The 20,797-nt window shown below is 69.3% G+C and carries 20 protein-coding genes; 8 read left to right on the forward strand and 12 right to left on the reverse strand.

The genetic code is table 11. From position 1 onward, the window contains the following. The first annotated feature begins 23 nt into the window (after positions 1-23). A complete protein-coding gene (locus DIE06_RS05700) occupies positions 24-647 on the forward strand; it encodes a glutathione S-transferase family protein (protein ID WP_124660539.1) in 624 nt (207 codons plus the stop codon). A gap of 63 nt (positions 648-710) precedes the next feature. Here DIE06_RS05700 and DIE06_RS05705 read toward each other — a convergent pair whose 3' ends face one another. Both DIE06_RS05705 and DIE06_RS05710 read right to left on the reverse strand, forming a co-directional pair. Beyond that, entirely contained in the window at positions 711-2,114 is a 1,404-nt protein-coding gene (locus tag DIE06_RS05705; RefSeq protein WP_124660540.1) for a serine hydrolase, read from the reverse strand. 194 nt (positions 2,115-2,308) lie between these two features. Continuing rightward, positions 2,309-3,487: a hypothetical protein gene (locus DIE06_RS05710; protein ID WP_185733351.1), complete on the reverse strand. Its 1,179-nt coding sequence runs from the start codon at positions 3,485-3,487 to the stop codon at positions 2,309-2,311. Between the two features lie 288 nt (positions 3,488-3,775). Between DIE06_RS05710 and DIE06_RS05715 the strand changes: the two genes are divergently transcribed. The 5 genes from DIE06_RS05715 to DIE06_RS05735 all read left to right on the forward strand — a co-directional run bounded on the left by DIE06_RS05715 (position 3,776) and on the right by DIE06_RS05735 (position 7,828). Next, a complete protein-coding gene (locus DIE06_RS05715; protein ID WP_124660541.1) occupies positions 3,776-4,195 on the forward strand; it encodes an HIT family protein in 420 nt (139 codons plus the stop codon). Between the two features lie 256 nt (positions 4,196-4,451). Next, a complete protein-coding gene (locus tag DIE06_RS38170; protein WP_185733352.1) occupies positions 4,452-4,616 on the forward strand; it encodes a hypothetical protein in 165 nt (54 codons plus the stop codon). 172 nt (positions 4,617-4,788) lie between these two features. Beyond that, positions 4,789-5,448, forward strand: a complete 660-nt coding sequence (locus tag DIE06_RS05720) for an isoprenylcysteine carboxylmethyltransferase family protein (RefSeq protein ID WP_124660542.1) — start codon at positions 4,789-4,791, stop codon at positions 5,446-5,448. Positions 5,449-5,823: 375 nt separating this feature from the next. Beyond that, positions 5,824-6,264, forward strand: a complete 441-nt coding sequence (locus DIE06_RS05725; protein ID WP_124660543.1) for a hypothetical protein — start codon at positions 5,824-5,826, stop codon at positions 6,262-6,264. A 727-nt stretch (positions 6,265-6,991) separates the two neighbouring features. Further along, positions 6,992-7,828: a bifunctional allantoicase/(S)-ureidoglycine aminohydrolase gene (locus DIE06_RS05735; RefSeq protein WP_059680319.1), complete on the forward strand. Its 837-nt coding sequence runs from the start codon at positions 6,992-6,994 to the stop codon at positions 7,826-7,828. A gap of 104 nt (positions 7,829-7,932) precedes the next feature. Here the strand turns inward: DIE06_RS05735 and DIE06_RS05740 are convergent, their stop codons facing one another. Beyond that, a complete protein-coding gene (locus tag DIE06_RS05740; RefSeq protein WP_124660545.1) occupies positions 7,933-8,727 on the reverse strand; it encodes an aminoglycoside phosphotransferase family protein in 795 nt (264 codons plus the stop codon). 210 nt (positions 8,728-8,937) lie between these two features. Between DIE06_RS05740 and DIE06_RS05745 the strand changes: the two genes are divergently transcribed. Continuing rightward, positions 8,938-11,052, forward strand: coding sequence for a penicillin-binding protein 1A (locus DIE06_RS05745; RefSeq protein WP_124660546.1), 2,115 nt, complete (start codon positions 8,938-8,940; stop codon positions 11,050-11,052). Between the two features lie 8 nt (positions 11,053-11,060). Continuing rightward, the gene (locus DIE06_RS05750; RefSeq protein WP_124660547.1) at positions 11,061-11,672 is read left to right on the forward strand and encodes a trimeric intracellular cation channel family protein; all 612 of its coding nucleotides are present in this window, start codon (positions 11,061-11,063) and stop codon (positions 11,670-11,672) included. A gap of 62 nt (positions 11,673-11,734) precedes the next feature. Here the strand turns inward: DIE06_RS05750 and DIE06_RS05755 are convergent, their stop codons facing one another. The 9 genes from DIE06_RS05755 to DIE06_RS05795 form a co-directional block, all read right to left on the reverse strand. Next, the gene (locus DIE06_RS05755; protein ID WP_124660548.1) at positions 11,735-12,565 is read right to left on the reverse strand and encodes a heme ABC transporter ATP-binding protein; all 831 of its coding nucleotides are present in this window, start codon (positions 12,563-12,565) and stop codon (positions 11,735-11,737) included. 19 nt (positions 12,566-12,584) lie between these two features. Beyond that, positions 12,585-13,682, reverse strand: a complete 1,098-nt coding sequence (locus DIE06_RS05760; RefSeq protein ID WP_124660549.1) for an iron ABC transporter permease — start codon at positions 13,680-13,682, stop codon at positions 12,585-12,587. 15 nt (positions 13,683-13,697) lie between these two features. Continuing rightward, positions 13,698-14,615, reverse strand: coding sequence for a hemin ABC transporter substrate-binding protein (locus DIE06_RS05765; RefSeq protein ID WP_124660550.1), 918 nt, complete (start codon positions 14,613-14,615; stop codon positions 13,698-13,700). Further along, positions 14,612-15,703, reverse strand: coding sequence for a hemin-degrading factor (locus DIE06_RS05770; protein WP_124660551.1), 1,092 nt, complete (start codon positions 15,701-15,703; stop codon positions 14,612-14,614). The genes DIE06_RS05765 and DIE06_RS05770 overlap by 4 nt, the downstream gene beginning before the upstream one ends. Before the next feature lie 49 nt (positions 15,704-15,752). Beyond that, positions 15,753-18,026 (reverse strand): TonB-dependent hemoglobin/transferrin/lactoferrin family receptor, encoded by a 2,274-nt coding sequence (locus DIE06_RS05775; protein ID WP_124660552.1) that lies wholly within the window; start codon positions 18,024-18,026, stop codon positions 15,753-15,755. A 265-nt stretch (positions 18,027-18,291) separates the two neighbouring features. After that, complete coding sequence (locus tag DIE06_RS05780) at positions 18,292-18,519, reverse strand: hypothetical protein (RefSeq protein ID WP_124660553.1); 228 nt, start codon at positions 18,517-18,519, stop codon at positions 18,292-18,294. 78 nt (positions 18,520-18,597) lie between these two features. Then, entirely contained in the window at positions 18,598-18,981 is a 384-nt protein-coding gene (locus DIE06_RS05785) for a DUF6232 family protein (RefSeq protein WP_124660554.1), read from the reverse strand. Between the two features lie 124 nt (positions 18,982-19,105). Continuing rightward, positions 19,106-19,366, reverse strand: coding sequence for a DUF2866 domain-containing protein (locus tag DIE06_RS05790; RefSeq protein ID WP_011548992.1), 261 nt, complete (start codon positions 19,364-19,366; stop codon positions 19,106-19,108). Positions 19,367-19,588: 222 nt separating this feature from the next. After that, positions 19,589-20,749, reverse strand: a complete 1,161-nt coding sequence (locus DIE06_RS05795; RefSeq protein WP_124660555.1) for a porin — start codon at positions 20,747-20,749, stop codon at positions 19,589-19,591. Positions 20,750-20,797: the final 48 nt, after the last annotated feature.

Here is a 20,797-nt window from a genome sequence, read left to right on the forward strand (position 1 = left end):
ATTCGACCTCACAAGGAGCCTGCATGCTGCACATCCTCGGCAAGATCCCGTCCATCAACGTCCGCAAGGTGCTGTGGCTGTGCACCGAGCTGAACCTGCCGTTCGAACAGGAAGACTGGGGCGCGGGCTTTCGCACGACCAACGACCCGACCTATCTCGCGCTGAATCCGAACGGCCTCGTGCCGGTCATCAAGGACGACGACTTCGTGCTGTGGGAGTCGAACACGATCATCCGCTATCTCGCGAACCGCTATGGCGGCGACGCGCTCTATCCGGCCGAGCCGCAGGCGCGCGCGCGGGTCGATCAGTGGATCGACTGGCAGGGCACGGACCTGAACCGTTCGTGGGTCGGCGCGTTCCTCGGCCTCGTGCGCAAGTCGCCCGATCACCAGGACCCGGCAGCGATCGCGCAGTCGATCGCGGGCTGGACGAAGCACATGCAGGTGCTGAACGCGCAGCTCGAAGCGACCGGCGCGTTCGTGGCCGGCGACCGCTTCACGCTCGCCGATATTCCGATCGGCCTGTCGGTGAACCGCTGGTTCGGCACGCCGTTCGAGCATCCGGATTTCCCGGCGGTGAAGCGCTACATCGACCGTCTGGCGACGCGCGAAGGCTTCAGGCAGTACGCGGGCAGCGCGAATCCGTAACGCATCGCAGGTCGCGCGGTGCGGCCGCGTGGCGGCCTGACTGCCGCCGCCGCGCCGCGGCCGTCACGAGCCGGATGCCGGTACGGCCTCGAGCACGCGCGCGAGAAACGCCTCGTGATTCCACGCGGATTCCGGCCGCGACAGCCCGAGCCGCACGACCACCAGCTCGCGGCTCGGCACCACGCTCACGAACTGGCCTTCATGGCCGACCGCATGAAACGCGTCGGCGGGCAGCGGGCTCGCGTGCGCGTCGCGATCGTTGAACGGCTCCGGCACCTTCACCCACAGATGCGCGCCGAATTCCTCGCGCGTCGACAGCGGCGTCGCGCGCGTCAGGTAGCGCACCCAGCCTTCCGGCAGCAGCCGCTGCCCATCCCATACCCCGTCCTGCCGCAGAAGCTCCCCGAAGCGCGCCCAGTCGCGCGCGCTCGCATACATGAACGACGCGCTGCCGAGCGTGCCGGCCGCATCGGGCTCGAACACCGCGCTGCGCATCCCGAGCGGCGCGAACAGCGCACGGCGCGGAAACGCGAGGTAGTCGCCCTCGGTGCCGCCCATCGCTTCGCGCATCACGCGCGCGACGATCGCGCTCGTGCCGCTCGAGTAGTACCACTGCGTGCCGGGTTGCGCGGCGAGCGGCTTGTCCGACGCGAAGCGCGCGGTGTCGGGCTGCGTGAACAGCATCACGGCGACGTCGGACAACGGGTCGTCGTAGTCCTCGTTGAATCGCAGGCCGCTCGTCATCCGCAGCAGCTCGTCGAGCGTGATCGCCGCGCGCGTATCGCCGCTGTCGCGCCATTCGGGCAGCAGCGCCGACGTCTCCGGCGACAGCTTGTGCTGCGCGACGAGCATGCCGGCCAGCGCGGCCGTCACGGTCTTCGTCATCGACCAGCCGGGCAGCGGCGTGTCGGCCGTGAAGCCGGGCGCATAACGTTCGGCGATCACCTGGCCGCGCCACATCACGACGACCGCACGGGTGCGCCGCGGCCGCGCCGGATCGGGCTCGTCGAATGCGCGGTCGAGCGCGGTCCGCAGCTTGCGTGCGTCGATGCCGGCGGGCGGTGCGGCCGGGGCCGCAGCTTGCGCGGGCGGCGGATCGGGAACGGGTGGCAGCGCGGCCGGCAGCACGCCGCGCGACGGCCCGAGCGCGAGCGTGCAGCCGAGCCCGGGCCGGAAGTCCGCCTCGCGTTGCGCGAAACCGGCGAAGGTCGCGACGGCACGATGATGCTCGGGATCGATCGACGGGCGCACCAGTTTCAGCAGCGGATGCACGCCGGCCATGATGTCGACGTCGATCACCGACGCGGCCGGACGGCCCGACACGAACACGCCGGAACACAGCGCCTTCGCGGCATAGCCCGTCGCGATCGGGGCGAGCCGCGACAGCATGTAGCCGGTGTAGCCGAGCGCGGCGACGAGCGCGACGGCGGCACCGCGCAGGATCAGCGATTTGAAGGGGATCGTCATGCGCGAGCGTCCTCGGTGGCGTGCCGGCCGGCAACGATCCGGCAGTGTCGCAGGTTCGGGCGAGCGGCGGCAATCGCGGGAGCGGATGACGCCGGGCGGCGTCGATCAGGCGGCATGGTGCCCGGCGTGTGCGAAGCGCATGTGTCGATCGCGCAGGTTCGAACGGGCCGCATGCGGCCCGTTCGCATGGGGCGTCATTGTGCGTTGTTGTCGTCCGGACGCAGGGTCCAGACCGTTGCAGTATTCGTGTTGTCGTCGACGGCCGCGAATTCCGGCTGGCCCTTGCTGCCGTGCCCGAACGCGATCCCGAATGCCGCGCCCGGCACGGTATCGACCTGCATCTGCGCGACGAAGCGCCCGTCCACCGTGAATTCGACGATCTCGCTCGGTTGCAGCGGGTCGGGGTTGACCGCGTCGCCGTTCGCGGTCACGAGATGGCCGTTCGGCGCGAGCGCCAGGGCGAGCGGGCCGTGCAGGTGCGCCGCATCGAAGTAGATCATGCGTCCGACGCCGCCGTTGCGGTTCGTCGTCGCGGCGTTCTGGATCGCGAACACCGCGTTGTCGCCGGTCGAGGCGACGTACAGGACGTCGACTTTCGGGTCGTACGCGAGACCGGTCGGGCCGACGACGAGCGCGTTGGGATCGGTCCGGTTCACGTAGCCCGACGCGATGATCCGCGAGCTCGGCAGCATCGTGACGCCGTCGTTGCCGATCGCCAGTTCGATCCGTGCGACCGTCCCGTTCAGCACGTTGGACACGAACGCGGTCACGTGCGGGCCGTGATCGATCACGGTCATGTCCCACGGCCCGTCGAGCAGCGTGGCGCTGACCAGTTGCGTGACGAGATTGCCTTGCGGACCGATGACGAGCAGGGAGCCCGGGGGGACCACGGTCTTGCCGTCCGGTGCGGGGACGTTGCCGACCAGCACGAAGCCGCTGCGCAGCACCGCAAGCGCGGTCGTCAGGCCGAGATTGCTGCCCTGGAAGAACGTTGCCGGCGTTTTGCCGGGCGTCAGCTTCACGATCGTCGTGCCGGTGCCTTGCGTGTTCGACGCCGAGTTGAAGTTGGACACGACGACGTCGCCCGATTTCAGCGTGCTCCAGCTCGGCACGCCGCGCGGCACGAACGCGATGCCGTACGGATTGACGTCGCCGTTGGCCGGCACGGTCGACGCGGTGACCGACGAGACGATCGGCAGGATGATGTCGCTGCCGCCGGCCCACGCGAAAGCCGACGACAACGCGACCAGCCCGGCGCCGCAAGCGCCGCGGCATAGCATGCGCGCCAATGTGCGACGGGCGTGGGCAAGGAGCGGCGGGTGAAGGGCAAGGACGGGCGGGGCGGGTGAATGACAGGAAGGGAGAGGGTCCATGGCATGACTCCGGTTGATGATCGCAATCAGTCATCCCGGCTGCCGGCCTGCGCAGCCGACGGGTGTCCGGCGCGGGTTCGCGATCGTGCCATGCGAATCCACGCTCGGAATAAACGGATGACGACGGCCCGATATTCCATTCGTCGACGGACATCGCATGCGAGCCGGCGTGCATTGTTCACGGCAATCGCGACATGTCCTGACAAGTTGAAATCCGGCCCGCCGTCGGCCCATAATCGTCCGGCATCGTTCCCAGTCAAACCGCAACCGGAAGAATCGGAAAACGCCATGTCCTACGACAACAACAACCCGTTCGCCCGGATCCTGCGCGGCGAACTGCCGTGCGTGAAGGTCGCCGAAGACGACGCGACCCTCGCGATCATGGATCTCATGCCGCAGGCCGACGGTCACGTGCTCGTGATCCCGAAGGAGCCGGCCGCGCAGATCTTCGAGCTGTCCGGTGACGCGGCCGCGGCCGGCATCCGCATGACGCAACGCGTCGCGGCGGCCGTGCGCGACGCGCTCGGGCCGGACGGCGTGTTCATCGGCCAGTTCAACGGCGCGGCGGCGGGCCAGACGGTCCCGCACGTGCATTTCCACGTGATCCCGCGCTGGGAAGGCGTCGAGCTGCGGATGCACGCGCGCGACATCGCCGATTCGGCGACGCTCGAGTCGGTCGCGCAACGTATCCGCGCCCGTTTCGTGTAACGCGCACACGGCGCGTGGCTCGGGCGGCGCCAGCGGGCGCGGGCCGCGACGCCGCGCGCATCTGTTTCGGCAGTCACACGAAGTAACACGTGTAACCGCTCGCGAAACTCGTCCCGGCGGCCCCGGCGCTAGACTCCGCGCATTGCTTCATCGAGCGACAGGAAGGGCGGATCGCCCCTTCGTGCCGGCCGTCGCAGCATGCGGCGGTGCGGTGTTCGCAAGGTGCCATGTACCCCTCTTCGCCGGGAATCGAGCCATGTACAAAGTTCTCATCACGTTCGCGCTGATCGCCGGCCTGACCGGCTGCTACGTCGCGCCGCCTTACGGCTACGCGCCCGCACCGGCCTACTACGGCTATGCGCCCGCATATTACGCACCGCCCGTCAGTGTCGGGATCGGCGGCAACTTCCGTATCCGCTGACCGGGCGGCGTCGGCGGGCGCGGGCTTGCCCCGCACGTCGATCGACCTCGTGGCTCGACGCGCCGCCGCTGCCTCTCGCAGGGACCACTCGCGCGCCGCATGACGGCGCGCGTGCGCATCGCTTGCGCGGCTTCCTATACTTCACGGGAAAGCCCACTCCGACGAGGCAGCCATGGCCGTCACACGCAAGGTCGCAATCGTTGCGAGCGTCTCCACGCTCGTCTATCTCGGGCTCGCCGTGCTCGGCATCGGCGGGTTCGCCGCCTTCTTCTCGCATCCGCAACTGACCGCCATTGCCGTCGCGACGCTCGCGCTGGCTGCCGCCGCGTTGTGCACCGAAGGCAACCTGAGCGCCGGCGAGCGCGAGAACCGCGACAACCGCTGGGTGCTCGCGGCCTTCGCGGCCAGCGGGTTCCTGCTCGCCTATCTGCCCGCGCTGACCGACCGGCTCGACGTGTGGACCGTCGGCGACGGCGCGGTGCGCTGGATCGGCGTCGTGCTGTATATCGCGGGCGGCGTGCTGCGGATCTGGCCCGTGTTCGTGCTCGGCAAGCGCTTCAGCGGCCTCGTCGCGATCCAGCCGGGCCATACGCTGGTGACGGACGGCATCTATCGCAGGATCCGCAACCCGAGCTATCTCGGCCTGCTCGTCAACGCGATCGGCTGGGCGTTGGCGTTCCGCTCGGGTGTCGGGCTGCTGCTCGTCGCGCTGACGATGATTCCGCTCGTCGCGCGCATCCGCTCCGAGGAAGCGCTGCTGCGCGCGCAGTTCGGCGCCGAATACGACGCGTACTGCGCGCACACCTGGCGGCTCGTTCCGGGCGTGTATTGACCCTCTTTTCCGTTCGAACGAGCGGGGCGGTCCACGCGCCCCGCGCCGCGACTCGATGTGTTGCCACCTGTGTCCGAACCCGCGACGCCGACGCTTCCGCCACCGCCATCCCGACCGGCCGACTCCCGTCGGAGCCTTTGCCGGCGGGCGTTGCCGGGCGATTCGGCAAGCCTTTCCGAGTCCTCTTTCGGTAAACAACTTGTTACCAGAATGTCGACGGCAAGGGGGCGCGACCGGTGCTATTCTTCGCCGCAAGCTCATTGAAATGAATTGGTCCGGGTTTCGGCACAATGCCGGCATCGACGTCGATCGGTTCAGATCGTCGTATCGAGCGGACCTTCAATAACCAGATTGCGAACAAGGAAGAATACGGGAATGTGGAAGAAAATTGCCCCCACTCTCGTCGTCGCCGTGCTGACCGGCGCGACCGCACTGCCGGCGATGGCCGGTGACTTGAACAACGCGCTTGGCGGCGCGCTCGGCGGGGTTGCCGGCGCAGCGGTCGGCGGCGCGGTCGGCGGCAGCACGGGCTCCGTGATCGGCGGCGCGATCGGCGGCGGCGCGGGTGGCGCGGTGACGGCAAACCGTCACGAGCGCACCGGCGCGATCATCGGCGGCGCACTCGGCGGCGGCGCGGGTACCGCGGCCGGCAACGCGATGGGCGGCCGCACGGGCGGCCTGCTGGGCGCGGCAGTCGGCGGTGGCGCCGGCGCGGCGCTCGGCGGCAACATGTCGCGCAACTCGTACGACGGCGGCTATCGTGGCGATCGCGGCTATCGTCACCGCAAGCATCACCATCACCGCGACTGGGACTGATCGCCGCGGGCGCGGCACGGTGCGCGGCGTGCGCACCGGCGCGCCCGACGCGTCGGCACCCGATCCGACAGCCGGCCCGGCGGCCTCAGCCGGGCCGACGTCACCGGCAAGGCCCGCAGCTTTCATCCTCTTCGGCAGTTCATGCCCAGCCCCGTTCGACGGGTTGGCACGCTCCCTCCCGCTTTACCTGTCCCGCTTGTAGACCGCATCGCCAATTGCACGGAAGACACGCAACCGGGCAGGTTTGGCCGATCCCCTTCGATATCGCCGATCCACGCGTGCGCGACCGTTCCGCGCGACCGTGAACGCCCTCCGGTCATCAGGCTTTCCCTGATGCGTCGACCGTCCGCGACACACGCTCACCGGCCCTCGCGGGCGGTGGCGGGTAGTGGGAAATCGAATGGATGTCATCGCAACATTTAATTGGTCGATCGGGAGCGACTTCGCTATCGTCAGCGCTGCCCGCGTATGGAATCGAACCGTGCCGTCCGCCGTGCCCCGCCGCATGACCCCGAGTGTCCGCGGCCCGGCCGCCGGGCCCGCAAGCATGGCGCGCCCGCCCGCTCAACCGGGCGGATCCGTCGCGAAGCCTGGCCGACCGAACGAAGGCGCCCGCGCTTTCAAGCCACCCCGGCAACGATGTCCCGCCGTCGCATGCGTGCCCCACGCGCGTGCCGCGCCTGCCGTTGCGACCCGGGGCCGGACCAACCCATTGCCTGGATGCTTTATGTCTAAGACAACGTATTACGCACCGCATGGCGGCCACCCGCCGCAGACCGACCTGCTGACGGATCGCGCGATGTTCACCGAGGCGTACGCGGTCATTCCGAAGGGAGTGATGCGCGACATCGTCACGAGCTGGCTGCCGTTCTGGACCAACACGCGCCTGTGGGTGATCGCACGTCCGCTGTCGGGTTTCGCCGAAACCTTCTCGCAGTACATCGTCGAAGTGAACCCGGGAGGCGGCAGCGACAAGCCCGAGCAGGACAAGAACGCCGAAGCCGTGCTGTTCGTCGTCGAGGGCGAGGCCGAGCTGACGCTGCAGGGCAAGCAGCACACGCTGAAGCCGGGCGGCTACGCATTCATTCCGCCGGGCGCCGACTGGACGCTGCACAACGTCAGCGATGCCGCCGTGCGTTTCCACTGGATCCGCAAGCACTACCAGGCCGTCGACGGCATTGCGCTGCCGGAAGCGTTCGTGACCAACGAGCAGGACGTCGAGCCGATCCCGATGCCGGGCACCAACGGCGCATGGGTGACGACGCGCTTCGTCGACATGAGCGACATGCGTCACGACATGCACGTGAACATCGTCACGTTCGAGCCGGGCGGCGTGATCCCGTTCGCCGAGACGCACGTGATGGAGCACGGCCTGTACGTGCTCGAAGGCAAGGCCGTCTATCGCCTGAACCAGGACTGGGTCGAGGTGGAGGCGGGCGACTTCATGTGGCTGCGCGCGTTCTGCCCGCAGGCATGCTATTCGGGTGGCCCTGGCCGCTTCCGCTACCTGCTGTACAAGGACGTGAACCGTCACATGAACCTGACGCTGAATCCCGCGCGCTAAGCGTCGCGCGCGTCGGACAGGAAAACCCGCCGGCTTGCACCCGCGGGTTTTTTATTGGCGATGCGGTTCGATGCGGCCGACGTGGCGGCGGGATGCGTCGCGCGCTACAGGCCGAGCGCGGTGGCGGCCAGCATTGCGACCTGCAGCCGCGTATCAGGCGGCAAGTCGTCTTCCATCAGCCAGACCGCCGACAAGCCGGCCCACGCGAGGATCCATTGCAGCAGCCGGTGCCGGTCGAGTTGCGCGGACTCGGCGACGAGCACGACGCGCCGCGCGAAGCGGGCGGGATCGACCGCGATGTCGTGTACGGGATTGCAGAACAGGTTCGCGTAGTCGAACGCGCGGTCGCCGCGCAACCCCTTCGGGTCGATCGCGAGCCAGCCGCGATCGCCGAAATGCAGCAGGTTGCCGTGATGGATGTCGCCGTGCAGCACGACGTCGTCGACGGGCGGCACGGCCAGCAGCCGATGCGCCGTCGCGGCCGAACGCCGCAGTATGTCGTCGTCCGTGTCGTGCGACAGCAGTGCGTGGAACCAGTCGGGCAGCGGCACGACCTTGGGTGGTGCCGGTGCGCGATGCGCGTGCAGCCGCGCGACCACGTTGCACGCGATCCGGATCGCGTCGTCGTCGTGGCCCGCGTCGGACAGGCCGGCGAGCGTCGGCGCCGGCTGCGCGCGTTCGAGCAGCACCGCGTCGCTGTCGTGCAGCCACACGCGCGCGGCGCCGTCCCCGTTCCACCAGGTCATCAGCGCATTGCCGCGACGCGCTTCGTCGCAGGTCGCGACCTTCAGCATCGCGGGCCGCGCGTGCCACACGACGGGCAGCACGCCGCCGCTCGCGGTCAGGATCGGGCCGCCGTCGGGAACGAGGTCCCACAGGCGCAGGTACATGTCGAACATGCGGACGATGGTACAGGCGAACCGGCCCATGCGCCGCGCGGTTCGACCGGCACAGCCGCCCGCGCACCCTTTCCTAAATAAAATTTAGCCAGCCAAACTTGGGCTAAAGAATGTTCCGGTATTCCGGCATCCCTTCGACAATGCGCGCCTTCCGTGACCGACGGGCGCCTGTTGCGCGCCCGCGGTCGCCGCATCGCAGAAGGAGCCCGCATGACCGACCACACCGCCAACCCTCCGCCGCCATCGGCCCCGCCTCCCGCATCGCCGCGCCGCCGTGCGTGGCGCGTGCTCGCGGGCGCGCTGCTCGGCCTGACGCTCGCGTGCGCGGGCATCGGCGCATGGACGGTTCACCGTATCTGGACCCAACTGCCGTCCGTCGAGCATCTGGCCGCCTACCGCCCCGCGCTGCCGCTGCGGATTTTCTCGCGCGACGGCGATCTGCTGGCCGAGTACGGCGTCGAGCGCCGCGAGTTCGTGCCGCTCGAACGCATTCCGGCGCTGATGCGCCACGCGCTGCTCGCGGCCGAGGACGCGAAGTTCTACCAGCACGGTGCGATCGACGTCGGCGGCCTCGCGCGCGCGACGTTCGCGAACGTCGTGACGGGGCAGCCGGGGCAGGGCGGCAGCACGATCACGATGCAGGTCGCGCGCAACTTCTACCTGACGCGCGACAAGGTGCTGAGCCGCAAGCTCGCCGAGATCCTGATGGCCATCAAGCTCGAGCGCGAGTACGGCAAGGACAAGCTGCTCGAGCTGTACATGAACCAGATCTATCTCGGCGAGCGCGCGTACGGCTTCGCGGCCGCCGCGAACGTGTATTTCGGCAAGCCGCTCGACGCGCTGAGCGCGGGCGAAGCGGCCGTGCTCGCCGGGCTGCCGAAGGCGCCGTCCGCGTTCAACCCGGTCGTCAATCCGGCGCGCGCGACCGCGCGGCGCAACTACGTGCTCGGCCGCATGCATGCGCTCGGCGAGCTCGACGATGCAACCTATCGCGCGGCGGTCGACGCGCCGATCGCACTGGCGAACACGCCGCCGCCCGGCATCGTCGCGGCGCCGTACGTCGCGGAGCGCGCGCGCCGGATGATGGTCGAGCGCTTTCACGACGACGCCTATACGCTCGGCCTCGACGTGACCACGACGATCTCGATGCGCGACCAGCGCGCGGCCGAAGCCGCACTCGCGCGCACGCTGCGCCGCCAGCCCGGCGAGCGCGATGCGCGCAACGGGCTCGAAGGCGCGCTCGTGTCGCTGGATGCGGCGACGGGCGACATGCTCGCGCTCGTCGGCGGCGCGGATTTCAACCGCAACGTGTTCGACCACGCTTTGCAGGCGTATCGCCAGCCGGGTTCGAGCTTCAAGCCGTTCGTCTATTCGGCGGCGCTGGAGAAGGGCTATTTCCCCGGCGTGCTCGTCGACGACTCGCAGCGCACGCTCACGCCTGCGGAAACGGGCGCGCGGCCGTGGCGTCCGCGCAATTTCGGCAACCACTACGAAGGCTTCATCCCGGTGCGGCGCGGGCTCGTGCGCTCGAAGAATCTCGTTGCGGTCAGCCTGATGCAGGCGGCCGACGCGCGCTACGTGCAGCAGCACGCGGTGGGCTTCGGTTTCGACGCGCAGCGCAATCCGGCATCGCTGCCGCTTGCGCTGGGCGCGGGCGCCGTGACGCCGCTCGAACTCGCGAGCGCGTACGGCGTGTTCGCGAACGGCGGGGTGCGGATGGTGCCGCGGCTGATCCTGTCGGTGAAGCAGCGCCATGGCGGTGCGCTGTACGACGCGTCGGCGCCGGACGGCACGCGCGTCGTGTCGGCGCGCAACGCGTTCGTGATGGACAGCATGCTGCGCGACGTCGTGCGGGCCGGCACCGCGCGCGGCGCGCTCGCGCTGCGCCGCGACGACGCGGCCGGCAAGACCGGCACGTCGAACGGCTCGAAGGACGTGTGGTTCGCCGGCTATTCGTCGGGCATCGTCGCGGTCGCGTGGCTCGGCTACGACACGCCGCGCCCGATGGGACGCGCGACCGGCGCGACGCTCGCGCTGCCGGTCTGGCTCGACTATATGAAGACGGCCGTCGACGGACGCACGCCGGTCGACGCGACGCCGCCGCAGGACGTCGCGCGCGTCGACGGCGACTTCGTGTACGCCGAATACACGCGCGGCACGTGCACCGCCGACGTGCCGCCGTTCATCCGCAGCCGCTTCGCGTGCGGCGGCGCACCGGTGTCCGACGCGCCGCAGGGGCACGGCAAGCCCGACGAGCCGATGCCCGCCGCCGTCGATGCGGCCGAGCGCGAACGCGTGCTCGACCTGTTTCGCACCGAAGACTGACGCGCGCGATGCATACGCTTTATCTGATTGCGATCGTCGCGGAAGCGATGTCGGGCGCGCTGATGGGCATGCGGCGCGGGATGGACCGCTTCGGGCTCGCGCTCGTCGGCGCGGTGACCGCGCTCGGCGGCGGCACCGTGCGCGACGTGCTGCTCGGCCACTATCCGCTCGGCTGGATCGCGCATCCCGAGTACCTCGTGATCACGCTCGCCGCAGCGACCGTCGCGTCATGGGCCGCGCGGCACGTCGCGCGCATGAGGACGCTGTTCGTCACCGTCGACGCGATCGGCCTCGCGGCATTCACGATCATCGGCTGCGACATCGGCGCGTCGACGGGCACAGCGCCGATCATCGTCGTGCTGGCCGGTGCGATTACCGGCGTGTGCGGCGGGATGCTGCGCGACCTGCTGTGCAACGAGATGCCGCTGATCTTGCGCGAGGAGCTGTACGCGAGCGTCGCGTGCTTCACGGGCACGCTGTACGTCGGGATCCGGCATCTCGGTATCGATGCCGGGTTCGCGACGATTGTCGCGCTGGCGGCGGGCTTCACGATGCGGATGCTTGCCGTGCGGTTCGGGTGGAAGATGCGGAGGTTCGGCGTCGCGGACGTCGAGCATTGAGCGACAGAGGCGGCATGGTGCGACGCGGCGTGCGGATGGACGCCGCGCCGCCCGCAGCGATCTCATGCCGGCACCATGACCGGCGGCGATTCGTCGCCCGTTTCCACCATCTTCACCGCGAAGCCGTAGCACTGCGCGATATGGGCGGGCGTCATCACGTCGCGCGGCGCACCGTGCGCGACGATCGTGCCGTCCGCGAGCATCGCGATCGCATCCGCGTGCCGCGCGGCGAGGTTCGGATCGTGGACGATCGCGAGCACGCCGAGCCGCCATTCGCGCGCGACCGTGCGTACGGTATCGAGCAGCCGGTGCTGATGCGCGAGATCGAGCGCGGCGGTCGGTTCGTCGAGCAACAGGTAGCGCGGGCCTGTTTCCGGCGCATCGTCGTCCGGCCACAGCTGCGCGAGCACACGCGCGAACTGCACGCGTGCGAGTTCGCCGCCCGACAGCGTCGTCACATCGCGGCCGACGAATGCGTCGGCGCCCGCGCGTTCGAGCGCCTGCCACGCGATGTCGCGATCGCGATGCGCGATCACGTGCCGCGCGCCGCCGCGTCGTGCATGCGGATAACGGCCGAGCAGCACGATTTCGTCGACGCTGAACGGAAACGCCGGCTGCGCGGCCTGCGGCAGCACGGCGCGCAGGCACGCGAGCCGCGGCGCGTCGATGCGCGCGAGCGGCTCGCCGTTCAGCGTGATGTCGCCGGTCACGCGCACGCCGTGCGGCGCGCCGCGGCCGGTCAGTTCGCCCGCAAAGGCTTTCAGCAGCGTGCTCTTGCCCGCGCCGTTGCGGCCGAGCAGCGCGGTTACGCGGCCGGGCTCGATCGACAGCGACAAGTTGCGGAGGACGGCGCGGTGCCGGCGGGCGACGTCGAGATGATGGGCGGTCAGCATGATGAAGGAACGTGAAGGGTCAGCCGCCGAGCGCGCCGCGGCTTTTCCACAGCAGCGCGAGAAAGAACGGCGCGCCGAGCAGCGCGGTCAGCACGCCGAGCGGTATCTCGGCGGGCGCGGCGACCGTGCGCGCGGCAAGATCGGCGGCGAGCGTCAGCAATGCGCCGAGCAACGCGGCGCCGGGCAGCACGACGCGCTGATCGGGGCCGCATGCGAGGCGCACGCAGTGCGGCGCGACGAGGCCGATGAAACCGATGATGCCCGCGCACGACACGAGCGCGCCGACCGCCAGCGCAACCGCGACGAGCACGCGCCGCTTGAGCCGCTGCACGGGCACGCCGAGATGCAATGCTTCGGTCTCGCCGAGCTGCAACGCGTTGAGCGCGTCACGGTCGCGCGCGAGCAGCACGCAGCCGATCGCGACGCATGGCGCGACGGCCGCCAGCGCGGACCATTGCGTGCCGCCGAGGCTGCCGAGGCTCCAGAACGTCAGGGAACGCAACTGCGCATCGTCGGCGACGAATGTAATCAGCCCGATCGCCGCGCCGACCAGCGCGTTGATCGCGATGCCGGCGAGCAGCAGCAGCGGCAGCGCGAGCCGGCCGCGCGACGCGGCGAGCCGGTAGACGAGCGCTGCGACCGCGAGCGCGCCCGCGAACGCGGCGACGGGCAGCACGGCCGCGCTCGCATGCGCGGCGAACAGCGCGGGGCCCAGGACGATCGTCGTCGTCGCGCCGAGCGCCGCGCCGCTCGACACACCGACGAGCCCCGGATCGGCGAGCGGATTGCGGAACAGCGCCTGCATCGCGGCGCCGGCCGCGCCGAAGCCGCCGCCGACCAGCAGCGCGAGCACGACGCGCGGCGCACGGATGTCGACCAGCACCGCACGCGCCTGTTGCGCGGCCGGGTCGCCGCTCAGCGCGGCCCATGCTTCCGCGAGCGGAATGCGATAGGCGCCGACGCACAGCGCGACGACGGACATCGCGCACACGAGACAAGCGAGCGCGGCCAGCGCGAACGGCGCGAAGCGGCGCGACGTGCCGACGCGTGCGGCGCCGGAGCGCGAGGTGGGCGAGGTGGGTGACCGCGCGGGGAAAGGCGAAGCATGGACGGGCATCGGGACGATCCGGAATCAGGCGAGCGCATCCGACAGGCGCCGGTGCAGGGTCGTGACGGCGAGCGGCAGGCGCGGACCGAAGCCGAGCAGGAACAGCGCATCGAGCGACACGACCCGCTGCGCGCGGCCGGCCGGCGTCGCGTCGAAGCCGGGCGCGGCGAGCAGCGCGGCGCGGCCGCCGACCGCCGTGAGCCCTTCGTCGGAAATCAGCACGATGTCGGGTGCGGCGGCGGCGAGTGCCTCGGTCGTCAGCGGCTTGTAGTGATCGAAGCCCTGCATCGCATTGCGCGCGCCCGCATAGCGGATCATCGCGTCGGCGGCCGTGCGCTGGCCGGCGACGAGCGCCTGGTTGCCGGTATGGTTCAGCACGAACAGCACGCGCGGCGGCTGCGCGCCGCCGGGCGCGCGCGCGGCGACCGTGGCGCGGGCGGCCTGCCAGTCGCGATCGAAGCGTTGCAGCAGCGTTGTGCCCGCGTCGCGCACGTCGAGTGCCTGCGCAACGCCGGTGAGCTTCGCGCGCACCGAGTCGACGTCGTGCCGCTCGTCGAACCTCGTCACCGCGACGCCCGCGCTTCTCACCTGGGCGATCGCGGCGGGCGGGCCGGCCTCCGCCGACGCGAGCACGAGATCGGGGCGCAGCGACAGCAACCCCTCGGCCGACAGTGCGCGCTGGTAGCCGACCTTCGGCAGGCGCTTCGCGGCGTCCGGGTACGTGCAGGTCGTGTCGGTGCCGACGAGCCGGTAACCGCGTGCGTCGCCGCCGCCGAGCGCGAACGCGGTTTCCGCGAGCGCGCCGCCGATCACGACGACGCGTTTCGGCGCGGCCTGGGACGCTTGCGGGAGCGCGCGGCCGGGCAGCGCACCCGCGAGCGCACCGGCGACCGCGCTCGCGAGCACGACGCGGCGCCGCGGCAGGAACGAGCGCGCGCTCACCGTGCGTCTCCGCGCGCCGCCGACGGCAGCGTCGCGACGAGCGCGCGCCAGTCGTCGCGTTCGACCTGGCCCGGCTTGCGCTCGCCGAACAGCAGCGCGACGTGGTCGCCCTGCCGGTCGAACAGCTCGAGCGACGTGACGATGCCGTCGCTCGTCGGTTTCTTCACGACCCATGCGGCGGCGATCAGGTCTTCGCGCACGTGCAGGTTGAAGCCCGGATCGAGCACGTTGATCCACGCGCCGACCTCGCGCACGTTCGCGACGGGGCCCGTGTGGATCTGGATCATCCCTGCATTGCCGACGAACACCATGATCGGCTGGCCGCTTTGCGCGGCCTGTTCGAGCGCGTGACGCAACGCGCGCGCCGCTTCGACCGGATACGCGTATCGAGGATCGGCGAGGCGCAGCGCCTGCAGGCGGCTCACGCCGAAACGCTGCGTGATGCCGAAGAACTGGTGCGTGTCGGTCATCGCGTCCCACGCGGCGCGAAAGCCCGCGACGTCGATCTCGGTATCGGCGCGCTCTGGCGTTTTCGCCGCGGCGGGCACGACGTCGAGCCCCGGCTCCTGCGACGCCGCGCGCCAGCGCTCGACGAACGCGTCGTACGCCGCGTGATTGCTGTGCGCGCGCAGGTAGACCTTGTGGATCGCATGACCTTGCGCGTCGAAGAACTGCAGGCTCTTCAGCGGACCGTGCGCGGTCTCGTCGCACACCGCGAACGCGGACACCCAGTGACGGTAGAAGATGCGCAGGTCGATTTCGCCGAGCGCGAGGCCGACCGGGCCGTCGTGGCTCATCTGCGCATATTCGCCGTCTTTCTCGTGAACGGCCGTATCGTTGCGCGTGAGCGCCATCACGCGGCCGAGGCGCGGCATTTCCTCGAACATCGCCGGAAAGCGCGCGTCGAGCCGCACCACGTGTTCGCCGACGAACGCGGCGAGCGCCTCGCCCTCGCTGACGCCGAGTGCCTGCGCGACGTCGCGGTTGCGAAGCTGGCGCTCGGCCTTGAGCGTGACGAATGCGTCGCGCAACGCGGCGGACGCGCGCGCCGGCGTGGCCGGCTGACCGGGAAGGGCGGAATGCATCATGTCGGACTCCTTCAAGTAACGGTTGGGTAGGAACGCGCGACAGCGCGCATCAGAAATCCACTTTCATGCTGACGGCGACGGTGCGTCCGGACGACGTATACGCGTCGAGCACCTGCGAATCGGCCGTGATGCCGCGCACGTCCGACCAGTTCCAGTACTTGCGGTCGAACAGGTTGCGAATGCCGATCGTCGCGCTCACGTGCTTGTTGAAGCGGTACCCGCCGCGCAGGTCGACGACGAACGACGACGGCGGCGCGAAGCACGCCTTGTTCGAGCAGTCGGACTTGTCGATGTCCTTGTTGCGTTTCGCGGCCTGGAACAGCAGGTCGGTCTGCACGAACCAGCGTTCGCCGGGTTCGTAGCGCACGCCGAACACTGCCGAGAACGGATTGACCGTGTTCAGCGGCTGGCTCGCGGCGCCGTCGTTCTGCGTCGAGCCCCTGGTGAACGCCATCGCCGTCTTCAGCGTGATGCCGTTCGGCATGATCCATTCGGCGCGGCCTTCGAGACCGTGGATGCGCGCGTCGGCGAAGTTCACGTACTGGAACACGAACGGGTCGGCCGGGCGGCCGCTGCCCGCGATCGTCGTGCGAGAGATGAAGTTGCGGTAGCGGCCGGTGAACGCGGCCGCGCTGTAGCGCACGACGCCGTAGCCGGTGCCGGCCTTGCCGCGCAGGCCCGCTTCGAACGTGTCGCTGGTCTCGGGCTTCAGGTTCGGATTGCCGATCGACGTGTAGCCGTACACCGGGTTCGAGAAGCTGCTGTTCACCTGGTCGGGCGTCGGCGCGCGGAAGCCGTGCGCGTACTGCGCGTACGGAATCAGCGCGGGCGTGATCTCGTAGAGCACCGCGACGCGCGGCGACACTTCGTTCGCGCTCGTCGACACCGCGGTGCCGGTGAACAGCGGATCGTTCTGCGTGGGGCTCAGCCGATACGTATCGAAGCGCAGTCCCGGCGTGACCAGCAGGCGGCCGTAGCCGATCCGGTCCTGCACGAACGCGCCGAACAGCGTGTAGTCGGTATCGGGAAACGCCTTGTTCGGGAACGCTTCGCCGACGCCCGGCACCGTGCCGTCGCGCATGTTCGTCACGCGCGACAGGCTGCCGTCGACGCCGACCAGCAGCTTGTGCGCGAGCGGGCCGGTCGAGAAGCCGCTTTCGGCGAACGCGGCGCCCCCGACCGTGCGCTCCTGGTACTGGTTGTCGCGGGAGCGCGAAGGCTGCGTGCCGCGCGTCTCGAATGCGAACTGGTCCTGCTTCGCGTCCTGATAGTAGAGCTGCGCGTGCGCGGTCTGGAACCAGCGGAACGCTTCGTCGCGGAAGTCGTAGTCGACACTGAAGCGGTTGCGCTCGAGCCGGTCGTACGTCATGAGGCCGAGCGTGGCCGGCCGGTTGATCGCGGACAGCACGTCGGTGCTCACCCGGCGCTGCACGGTTTCGGCGGCGAACTTGATCGTGTCGCGCGCGGTGGGCGTCAGCACGAGCTTGCCGAGCAGCGATTCCGAATAGACGTCCTGCGGGTTCGACGTCGTGCGCAGCGTGCTCGCCGAATTGTTGCCGCCGCGCGTGTCGACCTCATGGCCGCGCCGGCCGTCGGCGATGATCATTCCCTGCACGCGGTCGTTGCCGCCCGCGGCCGACACCGTCGCGCCGACGCTGCGGTCGGCCGAGTCGTAGCTCGGCCGGAACGAGAAGTAGGCGGGCCTGCCGTAGATCGACAGCAGGTCGCGCGGATCCTTCGTGATGAAGTTCACCGCGCCGGTCAGCCCGTCGCTGCCGTACAGCGCCGATGCCGGCCCGCGCAGTACCTCGATGCGCTTGAGCATGTCGAGATCCGCGTAGTCGCCGCGGCCGGCTTCGAGCGGCCCGAACGAGAACGCGTTCGGCAGGCGGATGCCGTCTTCCATCAGCAGCACGCGATTGCCTTCGAGGCCGCGGATGTTGATGCTCGAATCGCCGTCGCGGCCGCCGCCGAGCGCGGCGCTGCCGGGGCGGTACGCGGTGCGGCGTACCGTGACGCCCGGCTCGTAGCGCAGCGCGTCCTTGATGGTGGTGGCCTGCTGTTCCTCGAGATCGTCGTCGGTGATCACCGACACGGACGCGGCCGTGCGGCTCGCGGCGGTGGCGGTGCGGGTGGCCGTGACGGTGACGGGGTCGAGCAGCGCCGCATCGCCGCGCATGGACGCGGCGGCGGTGGTCAGGACGGCAGGTGGCGGGTTGGCGCCTTGCGGCGACGAATCGGCATGAGCCGGGGCGGCGGACAGGCCGAACGCACCGAACAGCGCGGCACAGATCGGCCGCCGCGCCAGCGTATAGCAATGCACAGGTGGTCTCCCATTGACGATAACGAGCCCGAAGGCTGGCTGGGTGACGCGTTCACCTGGCTGGCCCGTTCGCGCGCGACAGGCGCCGAACGGCGAATTGAAAGGGAACTGATGAGTCTCGCAGTGTAAATGAGACTTATTCGCAATACAAGAATGAAACACGGCGTGTCGGGACGCGCGTTGCCGGCGCGGATCGGGCGAGCCGCGCGGGGGGAAATTCGGGAGAAGCGGGCCGGTGCAGGCCCGCTATGGGCATAAGCAGGCCCTAGGCCAGCGATTCGATACGAATCAGCAGGTTGCGCGCATGCGCGATGAACGCGTCGTGCGTCGCGCGATCGCCGTGGCCTTCGAAGCCGGTCTGTTCGGCGAACGCGAGCTGTTCGGCGTAGAGGTCGACGAGCGCGCTGCGTGCATCGGGAGGGAGCGCCCGGATCATCGAGACGAGCAGCAGTTCCTGCGCGCGCAGCATGCCGGACAGCGATTGGGGGTTCATGCCGACCTCCTCGAACGACGCGGCGGTGTGCCGCTCATTTCATGGTAGGCGGTAGACGGTCGGCGCGCGCAGCGGAAATCAGCCGGCGGCCGTCGCCGTCCGTGCATCGCGCACGACCTGCGCGACGCGCTCGACGAATTCGGCATCGACGCTCGACAGCGCTTCGCGCTTGCCGTCGGACATCTCGACCATCAGCCGGTACGTGACGTCCTGCGTGGTCCAGGCGAGATAGCCGACGACGGCGAGCATCACGCCGACGACCAGCGCGGCGCTCGATCCGCCGATGCCGCCGGCGATGGCGGCGACCACGCCGATCAGCGAGATCAGCGACGGCACGAGGCGATTCTTCGGGATCTTGACGACATCGACGTTGCGGATGTCACGCAGGGGGAAGACCTGGCCGGCGGCCGACAGGCCGTTGCGCGTGACCATCACGCCGCGTTCGTTGAATGCGTTTTCCATCGTGTGTTGCGTGGACGAAAACGCGCAGCGTAGCAGACTTCGTTGCCGCGTCAAACGAGACCGAGTGCCGCACGATGCGTGCGGGCCGGTTGCGACGCCGGCAGCGACGCATGTAAAGGGGGGATCAGAACTGCAGCCGGCCGTCGCCGTACAGGCGGCCGGGCACGTGCGACGCGACGACCTCGGCGATCTCTTCGTCGGTCGATTCGGCCGGCACGATCTGGCGCCGCGCGGGCGCGTCGAGATGCATCGTCCATTCGACGAGCCGGTACGGACGGCCCCATGGGCGCTGCATTTCCACAGACACGCGGCAGCTCTGGACCGGCAGCGAATGTTGGCACGTCAGAATCGCGTGCAGATGGCTGAAAACGGTATCTTCGATCATCTTGGCCTCCGATCCTGTCTTGCGGGCAGTTGATGGCGGTGCCGTGTAGTGGGACTCAAAAAAAAAGCCGCCGATGCTCAGGCGGCCAACAGGGGGGGTGAGAGCATCCTCTCAGCCCAGAATTAAGCGAAACTTAAAAGTCCATAAAAAAGCGCCCCGCGGGGAGCGGGGCGCTGCTTGCCGTCGTCATCCGCGAAATGAGCGGATAGTTAAGCGGATGCTTTAGAACTTGTGACGGATACCGACGCGCGCGGCCAGCTGGTTCGACGAACCGTTGCCCGACGTGCTGAAGTAGCTCGTGCTCGAACCGATCTGCGCCTGCACGTTGTTGCCCGACGCCTTCTGGTAGACCACCAGGCCGTACACGTCCGTACGCTTGCTGAGTGCGTAGTCGAGGCCCAGGTTGCCCTGGTTCCAGTGCGCGGAGCTGCCGCTTTGCGTCGCGTTCGTGTACGTGTAGCCCGCTGCTGCCGACAGGGCCGGCGTGATCGCGTACTTCACACCTGCTTCATAGGCGTTGTAGAACGTGCCCGATGCACCGGCGGCGATCGGGGTGAACTGCGTGCGCGTCCAGAGCAGCCATGCCGTTGCCGGGCCGAAGATGTAGCGGCCGCCGACGCCGTACGTGCGCAGGTCGCGGATGTTCGTCAGCGCGATGTTCGCGATCGACGTCGAGAATGCCGGCGTCGACTGGCTCGGGAAGCGGATGTCCGTGTAGGCGGCGCCGAGGGCGAACGGGCCGTTCGCGTAGTTCAGGCCGAAGCTGTATGCACGCGACGAACCGGCCGTCGTCGTGGTGCCCGTCGTCGTCGACGGTGCGCCGGCGAAGTCGGTCGAGTTCGAGAAGCCGTACAACGCGCCGAACGTGAAGCCGGCGTAGTTCGCGCTCTGGAACTTTACCGAGTTGTTGATGCGGCTCGACGTGAGCTGGTCGATGTCGTTCACGTGGTACGCGTAGTTACCCGCGACCGTGTTGCCGCCCGTCGAGTAGTTCGAGCCGAGGATGTCGGTCGAGAACGAGTACTGGCGGCCGAACGTGACCGTGCCGTATTGCGACTGGCTCAGGCCGACGTAGGCTTGACGGCCGAAGATCGCGCCACCCTGGCCGATCGTGCCGTTGCCGCTGTTGAAGCCGTTTTCAAGCACGAAGATCGCCTTCAGGCCGCCACCGAGGTCTTCGGTGCCGCGCAGGCCCCAACGGCTGCCCTGGGCCACGCCGTCGTCGTACTTGAACAGCTTGCCGCTGCCGCCGTTCGCGGTCTTGCTGTGGTTCACGTAGCTGATACCGGCATCGATGACACCGTACAGGGTCACGCTGCTTTGTGCGTGCGCCGCGCCAGCCGTTGCTGCGAGGATGGCGATGGTCAACAGTTTCTTGTTCAAAGGATTCTCCGAGCGAATAAATGGCGTGTCCAGTTGCGGTTCCGGCGC

This window comes from Burkholderia sp. Bp8998 (assembly GCF_003854235.1).
Lineage (GTDB): Bacteria > Pseudomonadota > Gammaproteobacteria > Burkholderiales > Burkholderiaceae > Burkholderia.

What these genes read in the sequence shown, in the direction of transcription:
- DIE06_RS05700 (WP_124660539.1), top strand. Translation starts at nt 24, where the DNA reads ATGCTGCACATCCTCGGCAAGATCCCGTCCATCAACGTCCGCAAGGTG.
- DIE06_RS05705 (WP_124660540.1), bottom strand. Translation starts at nt 2,114, where the DNA reads ATGACGATCCCCTTCAAATCGCTGATCCTGCGCGGTGCCGCCGTCGCG.
- DIE06_RS05710 (WP_185733351.1), bottom strand. Translation starts at nt 3,487, where the DNA reads ATGGACCCTCTCCCTTCCTGTCATTCACCCGCCCCGCCCGTCCTTGCC.
- DIE06_RS05715 (WP_124660541.1), top strand. Translation starts at nt 3,776, where the DNA reads ATGTCCTACGACAACAACAACCCGTTCGCCCGGATCCTGCGCGGCGAA.
- DIE06_RS38170 (WP_185733352.1), top strand. Translation starts at nt 4,452, where the DNA reads ATGTACAAAGTTCTCATCACGTTCGCGCTGATCGCCGGCCTGACCGGC.
- DIE06_RS05720 (WP_124660542.1), top strand. Translation starts at nt 4,789, where the DNA reads ATGGCCGTCACACGCAAGGTCGCAATCGTTGCGAGCGTCTCCACGCTC.
- DIE06_RS05725 (WP_124660543.1), top strand. Translation starts at nt 5,824, where the DNA reads ATGTGGAAGAAAATTGCCCCCACTCTCGTCGTCGCCGTGCTGACCGGC.
- DIE06_RS05735 (WP_059680319.1), top strand. Translation starts at nt 6,992, where the DNA reads ATGTCTAAGACAACGTATTACGCACCGCATGGCGGCCACCCGCCGCAG.
- DIE06_RS05740 (WP_124660545.1), bottom strand. Translation starts at nt 8,727, where the DNA reads ATGTTCGACATGTACCTGCGCCTGTGGGACCTCGTTCCCGACGGCGGC.
- DIE06_RS05745 (WP_124660546.1), top strand. Translation starts at nt 8,938, where the DNA reads ATGACCGACCACACCGCCAACCCTCCGCCGCCATCGGCCCCGCCTCCC.
- DIE06_RS05750 (WP_124660547.1), top strand. Translation starts at nt 11,061, where the DNA reads ATGCATACGCTTTATCTGATTGCGATCGTCGCGGAAGCGATGTCGGGC.
- DIE06_RS05755 (WP_124660548.1), bottom strand. Translation starts at nt 12,565, where the DNA reads ATGCTGACCGCCCATCATCTCGACGTCGCCCGCCGGCACCGCGCCGTC.
- DIE06_RS05760 (WP_124660549.1), bottom strand. Translation starts at nt 13,682, where the DNA reads ATGCCCGTCCATGCTTCGCCTTTCCCCGCGCGGTCACCCACCTCGCCC.
- DIE06_RS05770 (WP_124660551.1), bottom strand. Translation starts at nt 15,703, where the DNA reads ATGATGCATTCCGCCCTTCCCGGTCAGCCGGCCACGCCGGCGCGCGCG.
- DIE06_RS05780 (WP_124660553.1), bottom strand. Translation starts at nt 18,519, where the DNA reads ATGAACCCCCAATCGCTGTCCGGCATGCTGCGCGCGCAGGAACTGCTG.
- DIE06_RS05785 (WP_124660554.1), bottom strand. Translation starts at nt 18,981, where the DNA reads ATGGAAAACGCATTCAACGAACGCGGCGTGATGGTCACGCGCAACGGC.
- DIE06_RS05790 (WP_011548992.1), bottom strand. Translation starts at nt 19,366, where the DNA reads ATGATCGAAGATACCGTTTTCAGCCATCTGCACGCGATTCTGACGTGC.